The organism is Streptomyces sp. NPDC079020 (assembly GCF_044542225.1).
Taxonomy (GTDB): Bacteria; Actinomycetota; Actinomycetes; order Streptomycetales; family Streptomycetaceae; genus Streptomyces.
On record NZ_JBITUB010000013.1, the window covers coordinates 1 to 15,153 of the forward strand.

Here is a 15,153-nt window from a genome sequence, read left to right on the forward strand (position 1 = left end):
CACCGAACTCCACGACGCCTTCGTCTCCCTCGCCTGCAGCCTCATCTGCTGGAGACGCCTCAAGAAGTCCCGCTCATGATCGTGTTACGAGCTCTATGTGACCTTCCTTGACTGCGATTACCGGGTGGGTGAGGCTCTGCCGGGTCAGCTTCTTGCTCTGGCCGGTGAGTGACGCTCCCGGTGTGAGAAGGCGTAAGGGGTGAACGGGCGTATCGGTTCGTCCGCGAGGGCGAGCAGGCGATTGAACTCCGCCATTTCGGTCTCGCTCATGAGCGCGACTGCGTTTCCGAGCTTCTTCTCGGTGAGCTGCTCCATGAACGGGGCAAGGAAGCGCTGTGTGACGTCAGGGGCGTCGCATATCTCATGCACGTATTTCATGTACTGCGTGTGCTGCGCACTCAGCTCTTCGACTTCGGCGCGGGTTGCGCTGTCGGCAAGGGCCTGTTCCTCCTCGCTGAAAGGGCGACCGTCGCGGTGGGACCACGTGCCGGTGTCTTTTCGGGGCTGGAAGTCCGAGTCGCAGAGAAGGGCGAAAATCCAGGGATTGAAGTCGGGATTGGCCATACGGGTGTCGTGCTCCTCATGGATCGCTTGGGGCCCATCAATGGTCTGGAGAATCACCGGTTTGGCTAACCGACGATCGTCGGCTATGTTGCGCCCGCTTTTCCGGGTCAGGGCCGACGGCTGGAGTGGTTCGCTGCCCTGGCCGCCGGTGGTGTGGCGGGGTTTGACGGCGAGGCGCGTCGGCTGTCTCGGGCGGTCGTCGCCGGAGGGCTTTCGGGCGCGGCAGGCAGATGGGCGCTTCGGCGCAGGCGCCAGACGAGGACGTCGCTGATGGAGTCGGCGGTGTCGAGCTCGCGACGGTGGGTGGCTTCGGCGAGCAGTGCGGCCGGGTCTTGGCCTGCCTGCCGGGCGTCGGCGAGCGTGGCGGACAGGGCCGGCCAGCCGGGCTCGGCCTCGATTCGATCCGCGAGCTCCGGCAGCACGTGGTGCAGGAGATCGGCGTGCCGCTGCCGGATCTGCGGCGTCAGACGCTGGCCACGCTGGCGGAGGGCGGCGATGGGGTGGGCTGCGGCGGCCTGGTAGGCGGCGCGCAGGTGCTCGGCGGCTTGCCGGGCCGCAGCGGCTTGCTGGCCGTGGTGCTTCCTGGCGTGCCAGTTGGCCGCAGTGATCGCGAGGAAGACGGCCATGTCGATGACCATCGCCGTGGTGGCTCCGTCTTCGCCGCGGCCGAGGGCGGGGCCGCTGTGGACGAGATCGTGGGCGGCCTGTCGCAGGGCGTGGTCATGCCCGCGTACGGCACGGATGTGGGAGCGGCTGGCCCGCTCGAACGCGAAGGCCGCCTGCCGGAGTTCAGCACGGGTGTGGACGGCAGAGGTCTTGGCGAGTGCGTCCAGGACTTCTCCCGCCGCAGCGATCTGCGCTGCTGCCATGCCGTCGTCACCGTGATCAATGATCAGCAGAGCCTGCCAGGTGGCAGCAGCAGCCCGGCGCCGAGCGAACGCGGGATGGGTCACCGGTGGCAGAGCGGGCTGCACCGGCTCACGCTCGCCCTCGGTGTCCGCCTCCGCGTGAAGGGCCCAGCGTTCGCGTATGCGAGGCAGGGACAGGTCGGGGGCGAGTGTGGAGCCGGCGTAGAAGACCGGCTCGTCGTCCTTGTTGCGGTCGTCAGGCAGCGCGACCTTGTAGCCGAGCAGGTCGCCCGACGGTGCGATGCGCTTGCGGATCAGCAGACCGTCGGCGGCCAGACGGTCGAAGAACTCATCCGTGGAGGCAGCGCCGGCCGAGGCAGTGCGTACGGTCTCGCGTAGCTTCTCCCTCGCCGTGCGCTCTTGCCCTTGCCGTTCGGCCTTGTGGCGCTCGGCGCTGGTGGGGCGCTTGGCCGCAGTGCCGTCGCCGGGGGCGACACGGTGCAGGTCGTAGTCGGCTTCGATGAGGCGGGCAGCGGCCTGTGCGCGTTGGCCGGAGCGGTGGTGGTTGGGGCGGTGGCCGTCCTCGCGTACGAGGGTGGCGATGATGTGGATGTGGTCGTCGGCGTGACGGACGGCGGCCCACCGGCACCCGGCGTCGTCTACGCCGCCGGGGTCGATGCCGGTGGCGGCCACGATGCGCCGGGCGATGTCGCCCCACTCCTCGTCGCTGAGAATGGGGTCGGTGCCTGCTGCGCGTACGGAGCAGTGCCACACGTGCTGGTCGGGTCGCTGGCCTTCGTCGAGCAGGTGCAGTGGCTGGTCGAGAAGCAGCTGGAGATCCTCCTTCGTCGCGGAGGGGTCGCGGCCGGGGTCGGGTGCCATGGAGTCGAAGGAAGCGACCAGGTGCGGGTCGACGTGCTCCTCGCGGGTGCCCTTGCCGTAGAGGTAGTTGAGCAGCCCGCGGGTGCTGCTGCCTTGCTTGTGGATACGGGGGATCAAGCGGTCTCGTCTTTCTGCCGGTTGTTGATCCGCTCGACGGCCGCCCTGGTCGCGGTGGCCGCGTGGCGGACGGCGGCGAGGGTTTCCTCAATGCGGGCGATATCGCCGCCGGAGTTGAGGGCCTTGGTCATCTGGTTGAGGTTGCTGCCGGCCCAGCCAAGCTTGCGTCCGGTGGCGAAGAGCTCGGTGAGGATGTCCTGCTCGGCGGCGATGGTTGCGGCGGTGCGGGTCTGGTCGCGGGCGGCGGCCAAGGCGGAGTGGGCGAGGAAGCCGGCGACGCTCATGCCGACGGCGTCGGCGCCGGCCTGGATGACTGTGTGTTCGCGTTCGTTGAGTCGGACGCTCTGGGCGGGACGCTGCTTCTTGTCGCGCGGTCGCGATTTTCCCTTGGGGCGGCGCTTGCGGACGGCCGTTGTTGGCTGCGATCCGCCCTCGGTCGCAGCCTTTCCGTCCGGCGCCCCCTGGCGCTGGTCGGACCCCGCCACCCCTGGGGCGGGGCCGGGTTCGGACGCTCCCCCTGCGGGGGAGTGTCCGAACCTCCAACTTGCTCCGCTTCGGGTTGGCGTGGCGTGGGTCGCGTTTTGGTGCACGGGGCTGTTGGGGTACGAATCCTGTATGGAGATCAGCTCCTGGTATGGGGATGGGGAGAGCGCACCAGGCCGACGAACGGGCAGCAGCCCCGCCTCCCGCTGGTTCGAGTGGGAAAGCGCGGGGGAGGGCCGTGCGTGCCTGGCATAGCGGCCGAATGAGGCGGTGCCGTGGATCAGACAGAGTGGCTGGTCCACAGGTCCCCGTGCGGGCATCCGGGGGCTGACCGGATATCCGGTCAGCCCGTCGGGATGCCGCTCTTGGCGTCCTGCTCTGCGGCGAGTAGGGCCTTGAGTTCGGTGAGCCGGTCTTCGGAGATGGTGAGCTCGGCCGCGCGAATGGCGTTCCGCAGCACGGCGCGAGTGGCTGTTCCGTGCGTAGCGACGGCCCTGCGGCCGATCGCCAGCAGTTCCTCCATTTCGGCGCCGGGAGGACGTCCGTAGCGTTGCGCGGCGGGGACCTCGACCTCGGGGGCCGGCTCGGCGGTCTCGCGAGTGGGGGCCGAATCGTGCAGGGGAAGCCGGTCCTGCACGGATCGAGGAGGCAGGAGCTCGGAGCGAAGGCCGGAGGCGGGGTGCTCCGTGGCCTCCTCGCCCTGCATGGGGTAGTCGGCACTCGGCTGGCTGCGCCGGAGCGCCGTTGTCTCGCCGCGATGCGTCGTGCCCCCATCCAAGGGGGAAGCAGTCCAAGGCGATGCGAGTTCGATGGTGGCCAGCGCTGCCGCGTGACGGCGGACGGCAAGCTGCTGCAGCAGCACTTCGCGTTGGTGCTGGTCGATGCCCACTGCGGCTTGGGCGATGGCCTGTGAAAGTCGTCGTGAAGTGCGCCGACCTCGCCAGCCGGCGCGCTGCTTCTGAGTTCGCTCCGCGAGATGAGAGGCCAGGGCGACGGCCTTGCGGGTGGCCCGGTCGCGGGTGATCTGGGCGGCATCACGATCGCGTGCGGCGATACCGAGGCGGGAGAGAAGGCGCTCACGTGCTTCGCGCCCGACCCGGGCGAGCACGCTGTGGGAAGCGCCCTCGGGTGTGCGGATGCGCAGTTCGATGCCCATGGCCTGATGCCAGAGCAGGGCGGCCATGATGGGGCCGACGAAGGCTCGCACTGTGCCGCCGACCACGCCTGACTCGGCGTACGCGGGGATCACCTGCACGGCGGTGATCACCCAGGTCAGGGTTCCGGGCAGGCCGGGTGCCTGCTTGGGCCCGTGCAGATTCTGCCGGGCGAGCAGCGCCGTGGCGAAGAGGGCGAGTTCGGCCGCGGCGAACATCGCGATGCGCTCGGTGGTACCGCTCATGTCCAGGTAGTCGGCGGCGAACCGCCAGCTGGTGTCGGCGCTGTAGGCGGTACAGCCGACCGCAGCCAGTGCGGCGACCCTGACCGCAGGCGTTCCGGGCTGGTGCTTGCTGCGGTTCCGGGTAGTGCGTCGGCAGATCAGGAAGCCGACCAGCAGCATCGTGGAAGTGCCCAGGAGGGCGGTAAGCGTGAGAGACGTTGAGGTCCAGTGTCCGAGTGCGGGCAGGGCGAGTTGCGTCATGCAGGGGTCTCCAAAGTGGCCCGCCGCGCCGTTTGGGCAGGCGTGGACGCGGGCGAGCGGAGTGAGGAAGGGGTGAGGTGGTCGACGCCGTGCGGTCAGGCGCGGGGCCGGCGCCTGCGGTCTGCGCCGGTGAGGACGACGGTGGTGGTCATCTCGGCGAGACGGGAGGCGACGCGGTCGCCGACGGCATCGCGCAGCGCGGCGGTCGGCAGATTGGTCGTGAGGAGCGTGGGGAGCAGGTCGGTGTAGCGGCGGTTGATCAGCCGGTACGTGATCTCCTCGGTCCACTCCGACTGCTTGGCCGCGCCGAGGTCGTCCAGGATCAACAGCGGGCAGGTGCTGAGAGTGGCGAGGTCTCGCTCGGCGTCGTGGCCGGCGCGTGGGCGCAGGCGGGCGTACAGGTCGGCTGTAGTGGCGGCTTCCCACCGCAGGCGCACACCGGCGGTCAGCAGCGACCGCACCGCGCCGTACGCCTGGTGCGTCTTGCCGGTGCCGGTGGGGCCGGCGATCAGCAGGGACGGTCCGAGCGCGATGCCCCGGGTGCCGCTCGGGCCGGGCCGTGCGGCGAGGGCCACTTCGTCAACCCAGGCGGCAACCTGCTCGTGACCAGCGAGGGCGTCGCGGTAGCGAGGTGGGATGCGTGCCTCGGCCAGTTCCAGTGCGGTCACCCGCTCGGAAGGCGCCTCGGCGGGTGCGGCGGTCGCGTCGATGCCCCGGTCGGCGAGGATCGTGTCGAGGCGGGCTGCCAGGGAGCTGATGCGCTGCGGCTCCCGGCTGGTGGTGGCTGTGGTCACAGCTGGCCTCCGTAGGCCGCCTCGACGTCAGAGGACGCCGGGTTGGTCCACGCGCGGTGCGGGGCAGCAGCTGCTTGAGGAGCGTTCATGGCCTCGTTGACCAGGCTCGGCAGCAGGTTCGCGGACAGGCCCTTGGCCCGCATGCGGCTCATCCCGGCGCGGATGTGCTCGGCCGAGATGCCCTCGCCGAGCAGTTTGCCGGCCACCTTGCCGAGGCGACCCAGTACGTCGCTGGGCGGCCGGTGCTCGCAGGATGCGACGTACTCGCCGACCAGGTCCCTGGCCGAGATCGCGCCCGAGATGGCGGGTGGCGCGGGGGCGCTTGCGCTCCCCACCGGAGGTGATCCTAGATCCAGGATCCTAGGTCCTAGATCCGGACCCTGATTCCTCACCGCCATCTCCCGGCGTTGTGGTGAGGGCTCACTGAAAATGCCCTGACCTGCAACTTCCCGGTTCACGGATGGTTCGCTGCATTCACCGGACCCCTCAGGTCCTCCACGGTGAGGGCTCGCGTCCTGTTCACGGAGGACACCGTGAACAGGCGAGGCCGGCTCGGTAGATCGGCTTCCCTGATGGCGCGGGCAGGCCGGGCAGCGGCTGCCGCTCGGCCGGTTGATCTTCTGGTGACGAGCCCAGGTGACGATGTGCAGGTAGCGCTTGCCGTCGTCACCCTCGTACCGGCAGACCAGACCGGCGCCGTCGAGCTGTGTGAGGTCGTCCTCGACCTCCAGAGGGCCGTGTTCGGGGCGGAGGGACCACAGGGCGCCGGCGATGACAGCAGCCTGGTCCCGGAAACGGCCGTGGTCGTCTGCCTGGGTGAGGAGGCCGAAGAAGGTCCGCTCGGCGTGGACGCTCACCGCAGCGAGCGACTCGGAGATGAAGGCTTCCGGCTTGATCGTGCGTATCCGCGCCATGACTATCGCCCCGCCTTCGTGGGCAGAGCGGGCGACTTCGGCGACGAGGATGCGACTACGGCCGCGAGGGCTGTAGCTTGTTGGGGCATAGACGGTTCCTCACCCGGTGGCGTTGTGACCGCCACCGTCTTGATCGTTCAGGTACGGGCGATATCGGTAGGGGCTCCCTGACCCCCGGCGTTGGCCCGCCGGGGGTTTTCATGTGCCCGGAGTCGCCAGGTGTTCCGGCTGCATGGCCAAGACAGCCACACCCTCCCCGCACAAGTCCAGCATTCCGCCGAGAAAGCAAACAGCTCTCGGCGAACGCGTCGTGCGCGGCTTCCCTATAACGGTAGACCCGAATTAGCGGTTGACCTAGAAGCGGCACAAATGGGGCGACTGGTGAATCGCTGTCTGCCTGCATCAGCGATCGGTCTGACATGACCGCGTGATGCAACAACCCACGCCAGGGCAGTCGAAGGCGGCGCTCCTTCCGGACGAGCACAGGGATTTGGGCAGCGCCGAATTCCGGTCTATATTGCGTCGCTCGCGGATGCGGGGGACCAGATCTGACAAAAAAGACGTGGAACATAGCAGCAGATCGCCGGTTACCCAAACCGGCAATGCGGAGCTACAACAGACGCATGCCTGAAATCCCCCTGGGAATTGGTCCGGCCGGCGTGCTGACCGCCCAAGCCATAACCCGTTCCCGCGCAGCGCGCGGATTCGCTCAGCGCCAGCTGGCCGAACGAGTGACTGCGCTCGGCCGCCCCATGACCATCACGATGCTGTCCCGCATCGAATGCCGGCAGCGCCGCTGCGACGTCGACGACCTCGTCGCCATCGCAGCCGCCCTCGACGTCTCGCCGCTCACGCTGCTCGCCGAGACGAGTTAGCGAAGCACTCGCAGCGCCGTCCGGGGTGGGCCAACACCCGGCAGCGTCCGCTCACATCACCTCGCCCGTACCAAGCGATCAACCAGCGCGTCACGGGTCACACCGCCGCGCCAGAGAAGGAACCCCCTTGCGCCAAGAGGCCATTCCCCCTGCCTTGTCGCCCTTCCGCCGCAGGACCACGAAGGAGGCGATCTCACGTGGCTGAGCAAACAGGCGCCGAGGTCGCACCGGCCCGCCTCTACCGCCCCGACGAGGTCGCCGCCGTGCTCGGCTGCTCTGCCTGGTGGGTCAAGGACCGCGCCCGCCGTCGCCAGATCCCCTTCGCCCGAGTGGGTCGTGCCTACCGTTTCACCGCCGCCCATCTCGCCGAGATCATCCGCCTCCACGAGGAGCGACCGACCGTCGCTGCGCGGCCACCGTCCCCCGACGCCCCGCCTGCGGCCCCTGCCCGACGCTCCAGCGCACCCGAGCCGGGTGCACCCTCCGGCCGCCTGCGCGCCAGGCCGCCGCGCCGATCCGACCGAGCCGCATTCGACACCGCCGCGTAGAACACCGCACCGAAGAGGAAGGAAACGCACTTGGGTTTCGCGGAGAAGCGCGGAAACTACTGGCGTGCCCGCTACAAGACCGCTCCCGGCAAGCACCTCACGGTCGTCGACGAGCAAGGCAAGACGATCAAGTTCGCCACCAAGGGCGAGGCCCAACGCTCGGCGAGCGAGGCCGAGAACAAGTACCGACGCGGCGACTGGCGCGACCCCGCCCTGGGGCAGGAGACGTTCGGCGAGTACGCGAGTCGCTGGTACGAGGCCCAGGATCTGGCAGCCTCGACCATGCAGAACTACAAGCGCCACATCGAGGAGCACCTCCTCCCCGACTTCGAGGACCATGCGCTCGCCGGCATCTTGCGCTCGGACGTCGACCGGTGGGAGAAGAAGGAAAGGGCCCTGTACGCGGCCTCCAGCGTGAAGACCTGGCGCTCCACGTTCCACCTGATCTTCGAGGACGCGATCGACGAAGGTCTGATCACGTCGAACCCGGCGACCAGGCGACGCGGGCGGGGCAAGCGCGCGGGCCGCTCTCGTGACAGAGGCCCGGAGAAGGTCGTCACCGATCCGCTCGGCGTCCTGCTCACCGCCGAACGGGCAGCCCTGCTGTCCGGCCGCGACGACGAGTTCGTCGCCGTGGTGCTCAAGGGATACACCGGCATGCGCTGGGGCGAAGTCGTCGGCCTGGAGACCGAGTTCGTTCGCGCCGGATCCGTCCGTGTCGAGTGGCAGCTCTACGAGCTCGACTCGGGTGAGATGGTGCGCTGCCCGCCCAAGGATGACAGCTATCGCACCCTCGACTCGATGGACTGGCTGTCCGCCCTGGTCGCCAACCACGTCGCCCGCACGAAGCCGACGCCCTGCCCCTGCCACGGCATGACCTACGTCTTCCGTGGCCAGGGCGCGGCTCGTACCGGAGGGCACCAGGGCGCGAAACTTGTCGACGTCGCACGCCGGGCCGAGGTCTCCACTGGGACGGTGTCCAACGTCCTCAACCACCCTGATCGCGTCGCCGAGGCCACCCGAATGCGGGTGGAGAGGGCCGTCAGCGACCTCGGGTTCGTGCGTGGCGGAGTTGTGGCGGAACATGCGGCGCACTGGCGCAGAAACGGCTTCGGGACCTGGCTGTTCACCCCGGCGGTGTCAGGCTGGTACCCGAAGAAGGCCCCGCAGGAGGCGCGCCCCGTGCCTCTGCTCGGCGAGCCGTGGCCGGGCGTCCCCGTACGGGGACGCGGCGCCGGCAACCGGGCCGACGCCTGCTGGCTCCCGATCGCGAAGGGCCTCACCCCCCACGGCCTGCGCCACACGCATCGAACGATGATGGAAGACCTCGGTACCGAGAAGGTCCTCATGGACCAGCGCATGGGCCACATCGACGGCTCCGTATCGGCGCGCTATGCCCACGTCACCCCGGGCATGCGCAAGCGGCTGATGGCCGGGATGACAGAGCAGTGGGAGGCAGCTCTCGACTTGCGGCTGGCCATGTGTCCCACATCATCGGTGCGCGTGCTCCGCGACCTTCTGCACGTACGCAGGCAAGCACGCGGCCTGGAGTAACACCAGTAGCGAGTTACGCCTGTGCCCCACGGGGGTGCAGGCGTACGAGCGCTTCGTCGTCGCTCGAAGGGATGGGACTACCCACCGATCCTGACCACGCCGACGGAACCTGGGGCGCTTGCTCGATTCCGCCTGGTGGTTTTGGTGAATCGGCGGGCGCTGGTGCCAGCAGACCTGGCTCAATAGGCGCATGGAAATGGGTGAGCACTGGGCGTACCGCGTGAGGCCGAAGGACCTGGGCAGCGCGGTTCACCAGGTAGAGATTGTTCGTGTCGGCGGCCCCGGCAGGACGGGCGGGGTCCACGTGCGGTTCCTTGACGGTGACGCCGCCGGGCTACAGGAATGGGTCAACCCCACGTGCCTCGTGGTTCCGTGGGCGGAGGCCGAAGAGTTCCACGCGGACGACGCGGCGGAGTTGGCGTTGGCCGAGGCGTCGCGACACGTGAGGGGCAGCACGGAGTTCGAGGCCGCGCGGCTGATCCTCGGGTTCGTCAGACCGAAGAGCAAACTGCGCCTGCGGCGAGGCGTCCAGGACGCCGGCATCCTGGACATGGGCCGACTGGATGAAACCGCACCGCTCGTCGGTATGGACCCCGCGAAACTGCGGGACGATCCTGCGGTCCACGAGAACCGCGACGGCCACTGCCTTGCAGGTTGGCCAGTCACTGAACGTCTCGCCCGCCATGTGGCCGAACGTCTCGCCGACACGATCCTGCCGGAGGTGGACCGCAAACAGCAGAGCCTTGAGCAGGAACGCGCCCAGGGTTCTTGGTACTCCTCCTACAGCCGTCGCGATGACCGCAAGCTGGACGCCGAAGCGACCGTCCTGAGGACCGTGCGGGCCTGGTGCGGCGAGGACAAGTCTGAGCGCTATGACGAACTGGTCGCCCTGCGGGCGGAGGTCATCCGCCTCGGGCAACTGGTCGAGCGAGCCGTGACGACCCTACGTGACCGCGGACACGGCTTCATCGCCTCCACCATTGAGCGCGAGCTGGGCGTCCATATCTCCAGCCTTGATCCAGACGTTCGTCGCTGAAGTCGTGCCGCCGGTCTGGCTCCGGCTTGGGTGACGCGACTTCCACCTGTGGCTTCTCCTTCACCAATTCCACTCTCTCGGGACGCTGCGGGTGCCAGCCGTCGAGAAACGGCCGCAGTTGGTCGCCCGTCGGCTGCGCATGGAAGCCGTGGCCGGTAAGTCCCCTGCCGCGCACAGTGGGGTCGAGCCGCTCGGCCTCGGCCTTCCCCCACGCCGACCACTCCCGCAGCCTTTCGGCGTCGAGGTCGTCGCTCGACGTGGCAGCGGCCTTGTCCAGCGCTGAGCAGAAATCTCTGATCTCCCCCGCAGTCCGCCAGTGCTCCAAAGCCGTACTGAAGCGCTCGACCCGCACCGCGTCCACGGCCTTGATCGTCGCGACGCTGACAGCGGCCTCCCACTCCTGCTGCCTGCGCTGCATCTCCTCCGCTTCCTGTAGGCGGCGCTCTCTCTCCTCCCGCTCCCGCTCCTCACGCAGTCGCAGTTGCTCAGCTTCCCGCTCCTCCCGCAGCCGCCGCTGCTGAGCCTCGCGCTCCAACCGAGCCCGCTCCTCCTCTTCGGCGTGTGCCTTGAGCGCGCGGAAGACCGAACCGATTTGGTCCTCCAGCGACTTCTTGGCGGTGTCGGCCCAGTCCTTCTTCCATCCGGATCCGTAGCTGTAGCCCGAGTGCTGGCTGAGATGCAGTTCCAGCTCGCCGGACGGCTCGGACCGGTTCGCCGGAGCAACCCGCTGCCAGTCGTACGTACGCCGGCCCGGTTGCTTGGGCACGTACCTGACCTGCTTCTGCCGCTCGCGGAAGCTGACCTCGTACGTCCTGCCGTGGACCGTCAGCAGGGGGCGCGCCTGCCTGCGCTTCTTGGACACCGCGATCTCGCCATGGCGAACGAGGGCCTGCTCGGTGAGGAGACGGAGCAGTGCGATCACCCGGGGGAGGACCTCCTCGGAGATCTCAAAGGCACTGTGGTCTGCGGTGACCGCCGCGACCACGTCCTCAACGTCGGTGATCACGCGGCTACGAGCCAGGCGAATCCGATTCCACTCGGTGTCGTCCTCGCCGGTCACCCTGAGCAGGCCGAGAACGAAATCACCCCTCTCCCGCCCCGTGTGCTTGAGGTGGTACCCCTCGGGGGCGCATTGCCGCGCAGCATCGAATGCTCGCCGGTAGCGGGCCCGCTCCCCGTCGCTCGGGTTCGGGATACGGAGGAAGCGGCCGGCCTCCTGCACTTGGGTGATCAGGGCCGCGCCAATCGAGGGCGGTGAGGGACGCGAGGGCTTCGCAGCCGCAGACGAGGGCGCTGTCTGTCGGCTGGGAGGGCCAGCCTGTGGTGTCAGCTTGGGGGCCGCCGAACGCTGCCTGCGTGGAGTCCGCTCCGGCCGGTCCGGGTGGTGCCCGTGCTCCAAGTAGAAACGTCCGTCGTTGGTGATGTCCGCCTGCCACCTCCCGCCCTGCTTCGGCATGATGATCAAGCCCCGCCCCTTGAGGGCGTGAGCGGTGGCGGCAAGTTCCGGGCTGTCTGAGGTAACAGGTTCCGTCCCCTCCCCAATGCGGGTGAGCAGGACCAGCTGGCGATCATTGAGTGGCGACCAACGGTGCATGGCACGGTCGTACCGTGTGTGCTCGCGTCAGCACAACTTGTATCAAGAAACTCGCTCAGGTTCCCTACGAGGGGTTCCTGTGGGATCAATTCGCCTGAATGCGACCTGGCGCTTGTGAGCGCGGCAGGCGCGATGCGCACGACAAGGCGTTTCACGACTTTACGCCTTCCTCGCTATGAACCGGACCAAGACTGGGTGACCCGGTTCAAACGAAGGAAGGGAACCTTATGCAGAAGCAAGCAGTGCAAGTCGCACCCGAGGGAACCCATGGGGAGGGCAGGATCCGACCGCATGACGCCTGGGCATTGGAACTGCCGGTACTGCTGGATGCGATGAACACACAGGCAGTCGAGATCGACCTCGGGCAGCACGGCATGCAGGCTGCATTGGCCGTCCTTCCAGACCGGATCTGCGTGCTGGTGCGCCCCGGCCTCAGCGAGCAAGAACTGTCGGTTGCCATCCGGTCGCTTCTCGCTCGATACATTCACCGTCCCTTCCCTCACCTGGTCCTCTGGCCGCAGCGAGAAGGCCAAGGTGTAGTGGTGAAGGAGCCGAGCGACGTGTTGGCGGACTTGGTGCTGGGAGACCCGCCGGACGCGACGGTCGATGTCCTCCATCTCTACAAGGATGGAAACTGGGCGCCGAAGGACGGGTGGCGGAGCGACGAAGAGGTCCTCACGGAGCTCCTGAAGCTTGCTGCCGTCGACATGAAGGGCGTAGTGGAGGACATCCCTGAGGAGATGTACCCGCTACCCGACGGGCTGGGTGCCGTCGTCTCCGCCGGCTACGACAGTGAAGGGCTGGCACACCCGCTGGTGTTCCTTCGAGGTGACCTGGCCGTCGGCCTGCGCGTCGATCTCCTCGGCTTCTGCCTCGCGCTGGCCGCCGGCACCGAGCACGAGGGCCGGGAGCCGGACGAGAACGGCTTGTTCTATGTCGGCACGGATGCGGGACCGCTGTGTGGCCCGGGGACAGCGCTCCTCGGCGCTCTCATGGTCCAGCGCTTGGGGCGGCGTCCAGGAGACTGCGCTTTCAGACTCCTCGACCCGCCGGAGGATTCCGCCCCAGGGGTGGAGTCCGCTGCTTGACCGCGGGGAGGCTCTGCCGGGCGTCCGTCCCGTAAGTGTCGCGTCGAGGTTCTGCTCGGCAGGCTCAATGGCGGCTCCCTGGGAGCCGGATCCTGAGATCGGCTCCCAAACGGCTCCCAAGACGCCCCCAGAAACCACTCAGGGGCCTGATCCACTAAGTGGATCAGGCCCCTGACCTGGTGTTTCAGCTGTCGGGGTGGCGGGATTTGAACCCACGACCTCTTCGTCCCGAACGAAGCGCGCTGCCAAGCTGCGCTACACCCCGATGTCCACCGGTCTCCCGGCGACATCGATTACTTTAGCCCACCCGCGGCCGGAGGCGAAATCTGCTTTCTCCGGGTGCTGCGGGAGGGCACCGGCGGGCGTCAGTCGCGGGGGGTCAGGGTCAGCAGGGTCACCTCGGGGGGGCAGGCGAAGCGGACCGGGGTGTAGCGGTTGGTGCCGCAGCCTGCGGAGACGTGGAGGTAGGCGCGCTTGGGCCCCACCGTGTGGCTGGACAGGCCCTTCACCCGGTCGGTGTCGAGGTCGCAGTTGGTGACGAGCGCTCCGTAGAACGGGATGCAGAGCTGGCCGCCGTGCGTGTGACCCGCCAGGATCAGCGGGTATCCGTCCGCCGTGAAGGCGTCCAGGGAGCGCAGGTACGGGGCATGGACCACGCCGATCGAGAGGTCGGCGCCCGTCTCGGGGCCACCCGCCACCTCCGCGTAGCGGTCCCGCCTGATGTGCGGGTCGTCCAGGCCGGTGAACGCGATCTCCAGGCCGTCGGCTTTGAGCCGGCCGCGGGTGTTGGACAGCCCCAGCCAGCCCGCCTCGTCGAACGCGTCGCGCATCGGCTTCCACGGATTGTGCACGACCCCCACCGCCGGGGCGTTCCCGTTGAGGCCGTGCTTGCCATGGACCTTCTCCAGGAGGTAGCGGGCCGGGTTGCGGAGCTTGGGGCCGTAGTAGTCGTTGGAGCCGAAGACGTACACGCCCGGGAACTCCATCAGCGGACCGAGCGCGTCCAGCACCTCCGGCACCGCCTCCGGGTCGGAGAGGTTGTCGCCGGTGTTCACGACGAAGTCCGGGCGCAGCCCGGCCAGCGACTGCAGCCAGGCCCGCTTCTTGCGCTGGCCGCTCACCATGTGGATATCGGAGACCTGGAGCACGCGCAACGGGCGTGCCCCGTGCGGGAGTACGGGGACGGTGACCCGCCGCAGACGGAACGAGCGGGCTTCGAATCCGGCGGCGTAGGCGAGGCCGGCAGCGCCGACCGCGGCGCCGACTGCCGTGACTTTCAGGGGTACTCCGTAGCGTGCGCGCATGCGTCCATCGTCGCAGACACGGTGCGGCGAGCGGAAAACCGGCGGGCGGCGGGCGGGCCGCACCTGTCACAATCGCGGCATGACCACGCTCAAGTCCAAGCTCAAGGAAGACCTCCACACGGCCATGAAGGCGCGCGACGAGCTGACCTCGTCCACCCTTCGGCTCACCCTCACCGCGATCACCAAGGAAGAGGTCAGCGGCAAGACGGCGCGCGAACTCTCCGACGACGAGGTGCAGAAGGTGATCGCCAAGGAGGCGAAGAAGCGCCGCGAGGCGGCCGAGGCCTTCGCCCAGGGCGGCCGGACCGAGCAGGCGGAGCGGGAGAAGGCGGAGGGCGAGCTGCTCGACGGCTATCTGCCCAAGCAGCTGTCCGACGACGAGCTGAACGCCATCGTCGCGTCCGCCGTCGAGGAGGCGAAGGCCGCCGGGGCCGAGGGACCGCGGGCGATGGGTGCCGTCATGAAGATCGTGAACCCGAAGGTCGCCGGACTCGCCGAGGGCGGCCGCGTCGCCGCCGCGGTGAAGAAGCTCCTCGCGGGCTGAGAGGGTCTGCCGGGGTCCGCGTGCCCGGCAGACCCTCTCACGGGGTCCGCGTGCCCGGCAGACCCTCTCACGGGGTCCGCGTGCCCGGCAGACCTCTCACGGGGTCCGCGTACCCGGCAGCCCAGGCGCCTGGGGCCCTGTGCCGTATCCGCACTCCTTCCCCGGGCCCCTGTGCCGTATCCGCACCCCCCAGGCGCCTGGGGCCCTTGTGCCGTCGCCACATCCCTTCCCCGTGGCCCGACCGGTGCCGGAGGCCCGCGTGGCCCGACCGGTGCCGGAGGCCCGCGTGGCCCGGCCGGTGCCGGTGCCGGGGCCGGTGAGTACACAGACGAAAGTGGGGCCCTCCCGGTCGATCGTGACCGACCGGGA

14 protein-coding genes and 1 tRNA gene are annotated in these 15,153 nt (G+C 68.8%); 6 read left to right on the plus strand and 9 right to left on the minus strand.

The genetic code is table 11. The annotated features are described in order from the left end of the window. Positions 1-144: 144 nt before the first annotated feature. The 6 genes from ACIGJO_RS25485 to ACIGJO_RS25510 form a co-directional block, all read right to left on the minus strand. On the minus strand, positions 145-564 hold the full coding sequence (locus ACIGJO_RS25485; protein WP_266922509.1) for a hypothetical protein: 420 nt from the start codon (positions 562-564) through the stop codon (positions 145-147). Positions 565-671: 107 nt separating this feature from the next. Next, positions 672-2,411 (minus strand): relaxase/mobilization nuclease domain-containing protein, encoded by a 1,740-nt coding sequence (locus tag ACIGJO_RS25490; RefSeq protein ID WP_266922510.1) that lies wholly within the window; start codon positions 2,409-2,411, stop codon positions 672-674. Beyond that, positions 2,408-2,896, minus strand: a complete 489-nt coding sequence (locus ACIGJO_RS25495) for a mobilization protein (RefSeq protein ID WP_358369609.1) — start codon at positions 2,894-2,896, stop codon at positions 2,408-2,410. The genes ACIGJO_RS25490 and ACIGJO_RS25495 overlap by 4 nt, the downstream gene beginning before the upstream one ends. 341 nt (positions 2,897-3,237) lie before the next feature. After that, positions 3,238-4,533 carry a hypothetical protein gene (locus ACIGJO_RS25500; protein ID WP_399961753.1) on the minus strand — a complete coding sequence of 432 codons (1,296 nt, stop codon included), beginning with the start codon at positions 4,531-4,533 and terminating at the stop codon, positions 3,238-3,240. A gap of 95 nt (positions 4,534-4,628) precedes the next feature. Further along, complete coding sequence (locus tag ACIGJO_RS25505; protein ID WP_327379880.1) at positions 4,629-5,327, minus strand: ATP-binding protein; 699 nt, start codon at positions 5,325-5,327, stop codon at positions 4,629-4,631. Continuing rightward, on the minus strand, positions 5,324-6,241 hold the full coding sequence (locus tag ACIGJO_RS25510; protein WP_147958778.1) for a hypothetical protein: 918 nt from the start codon (positions 6,239-6,241) through the stop codon (positions 5,324-5,326). The genes ACIGJO_RS25505 and ACIGJO_RS25510 overlap by 4 nt, the downstream gene beginning before the upstream one ends. 623 nt (positions 6,242-6,864) lie before the next feature. Here ACIGJO_RS25510 and ACIGJO_RS25515 point away from each other — a divergent pair. The 4 genes from ACIGJO_RS25515 (at position 6,865) to ACIGJO_RS25530 (ending at position 10,254) form a co-directional block, all read left to right on the plus strand. Beyond that, positions 6,865-7,116 (plus strand): helix-turn-helix domain-containing protein, encoded by a 252-nt coding sequence (locus ACIGJO_RS25515; protein WP_032791520.1) that lies wholly within the window; start codon positions 6,865-6,867, stop codon positions 7,114-7,116. Positions 7,117-7,313: 197 nt separating this feature from the next. After that, positions 7,314-7,664 carry a helix-turn-helix domain-containing protein gene (locus ACIGJO_RS25520; RefSeq protein ID WP_007450342.1) on the plus strand — a complete coding sequence of 117 codons (351 nt, stop codon included), beginning with the start codon at positions 7,314-7,316 and terminating at the stop codon, positions 7,662-7,664. A 30-nt stretch (positions 7,665-7,694) separates the two neighbouring features. Beyond that, complete coding sequence (locus ACIGJO_RS25525; RefSeq protein ID WP_399961756.1) at positions 7,695-9,218, plus strand: LacI family DNA-binding transcriptional regulator; 1,524 nt, start codon at positions 7,695-7,697, stop codon at positions 9,216-9,218. Positions 9,219-9,408: 190 nt separating this feature from the next. Next, positions 9,409-10,254 carry a PE-PGRS family protein gene (locus ACIGJO_RS25530; protein ID WP_390332607.1) on the plus strand — a complete coding sequence of 282 codons (846 nt, stop codon included), beginning with the start codon at positions 9,409-9,411 and terminating at the stop codon, positions 10,252-10,254. Here the strand turns inward: ACIGJO_RS25530 and ACIGJO_RS25535 are convergent. After that, positions 10,184-11,476: a hypothetical protein gene (locus ACIGJO_RS25535; RefSeq protein ID WP_390332605.1), complete on the minus strand. Its 1,293-nt coding sequence runs from the start codon at positions 11,474-11,476 to the stop codon at positions 10,184-10,186. The two genes, ACIGJO_RS25530 and ACIGJO_RS25535, sit on opposite strands and share 71 nt — an antisense overlap. 599 nt (positions 11,477-12,075) lie before the next feature. Between ACIGJO_RS25535 and ACIGJO_RS25540 the strand changes: the two genes are divergently transcribed. Continuing rightward, entirely contained in the window at positions 12,076-12,936 is an 861-nt protein-coding gene (locus ACIGJO_RS25540) for a hypothetical protein (protein ID WP_399961759.1), read from the plus strand. Between the two features lie 191 nt (positions 12,937-13,127). Here ACIGJO_RS25540 and ACIGJO_RS25545 read toward each other — a convergent pair. Further along, positions 13,128-13,201: transfer RNA gene (locus ACIGJO_RS25545), tRNA-Pro, on the minus strand. A gap of 100 nt (positions 13,202-13,301) precedes the next feature. Beyond that, positions 13,302-14,240, minus strand: a complete 939-nt coding sequence (locus ACIGJO_RS25550) for a metallophosphoesterase (RefSeq protein WP_399961761.1) — start codon at positions 14,238-14,240, stop codon at positions 13,302-13,304. Positions 14,241-14,319: 79 nt separating this feature from the next. On the opposite strand from ACIGJO_RS25550, the gene ACIGJO_RS25555 reads away from it, so the two are divergent. Next, positions 14,320-14,784 (plus strand): GatB/YqeY domain-containing protein, encoded by a 465-nt coding sequence (locus tag ACIGJO_RS25555; RefSeq protein ID WP_399961763.1) that lies wholly within the window; start codon positions 14,320-14,322, stop codon positions 14,782-14,784. The last annotated feature ends 369 nt before the right edge of the window (positions 14,785-15,153 follow it).

Coding starts and splice junctions, on each gene's coding strand:
- ACIGJO_RS25485 (WP_266922509.1), bottom strand. CDS start 564: ATGGCCAATCCCGACTTCAATCCCTGGATTTTCGCCCTTCTCTGCGAC.
- ACIGJO_RS25500 (WP_399961753.1), bottom strand. CDS start 4,533: ATGACGCAACTCGCCCTGCCCGCACTCGGACACTGGACCTCAACGTCT.
- ACIGJO_RS25510 (WP_147958778.1), bottom strand. CDS start 6,241: ATGGCGCGGATACGCACGATCAAGCCGGAAGCCTTCATCTCCGAGTCG.
- ACIGJO_RS25515 (WP_032791520.1), top strand. CDS start 6,865: ATGCCTGAAATCCCCCTGGGAATTGGTCCGGCCGGCGTGCTGACCGCC.
- ACIGJO_RS25530 (WP_390332607.1), top strand. CDS start 9,409: ATGGAAATGGGTGAGCACTGGGCGTACCGCGTGAGGCCGAAGGACCTG.
- ACIGJO_RS25540 (WP_399961759.1), top strand. CDS start 12,076: ATGCAGAAGCAAGCAGTGCAAGTCGCACCCGAGGGAACCCATGGGGAG.
- ACIGJO_RS25550 (WP_399961761.1), bottom strand. CDS start 14,240: ATGCGCGCACGCTACGGAGTACCCCTGAAAGTCACGGCAGTCGGCGCC.
- ACIGJO_RS25555 (WP_399961763.1), top strand. CDS start 14,320: ATGACCACGCTCAAGTCCAAGCTCAAGGAAGACCTCCACACGGCCATG.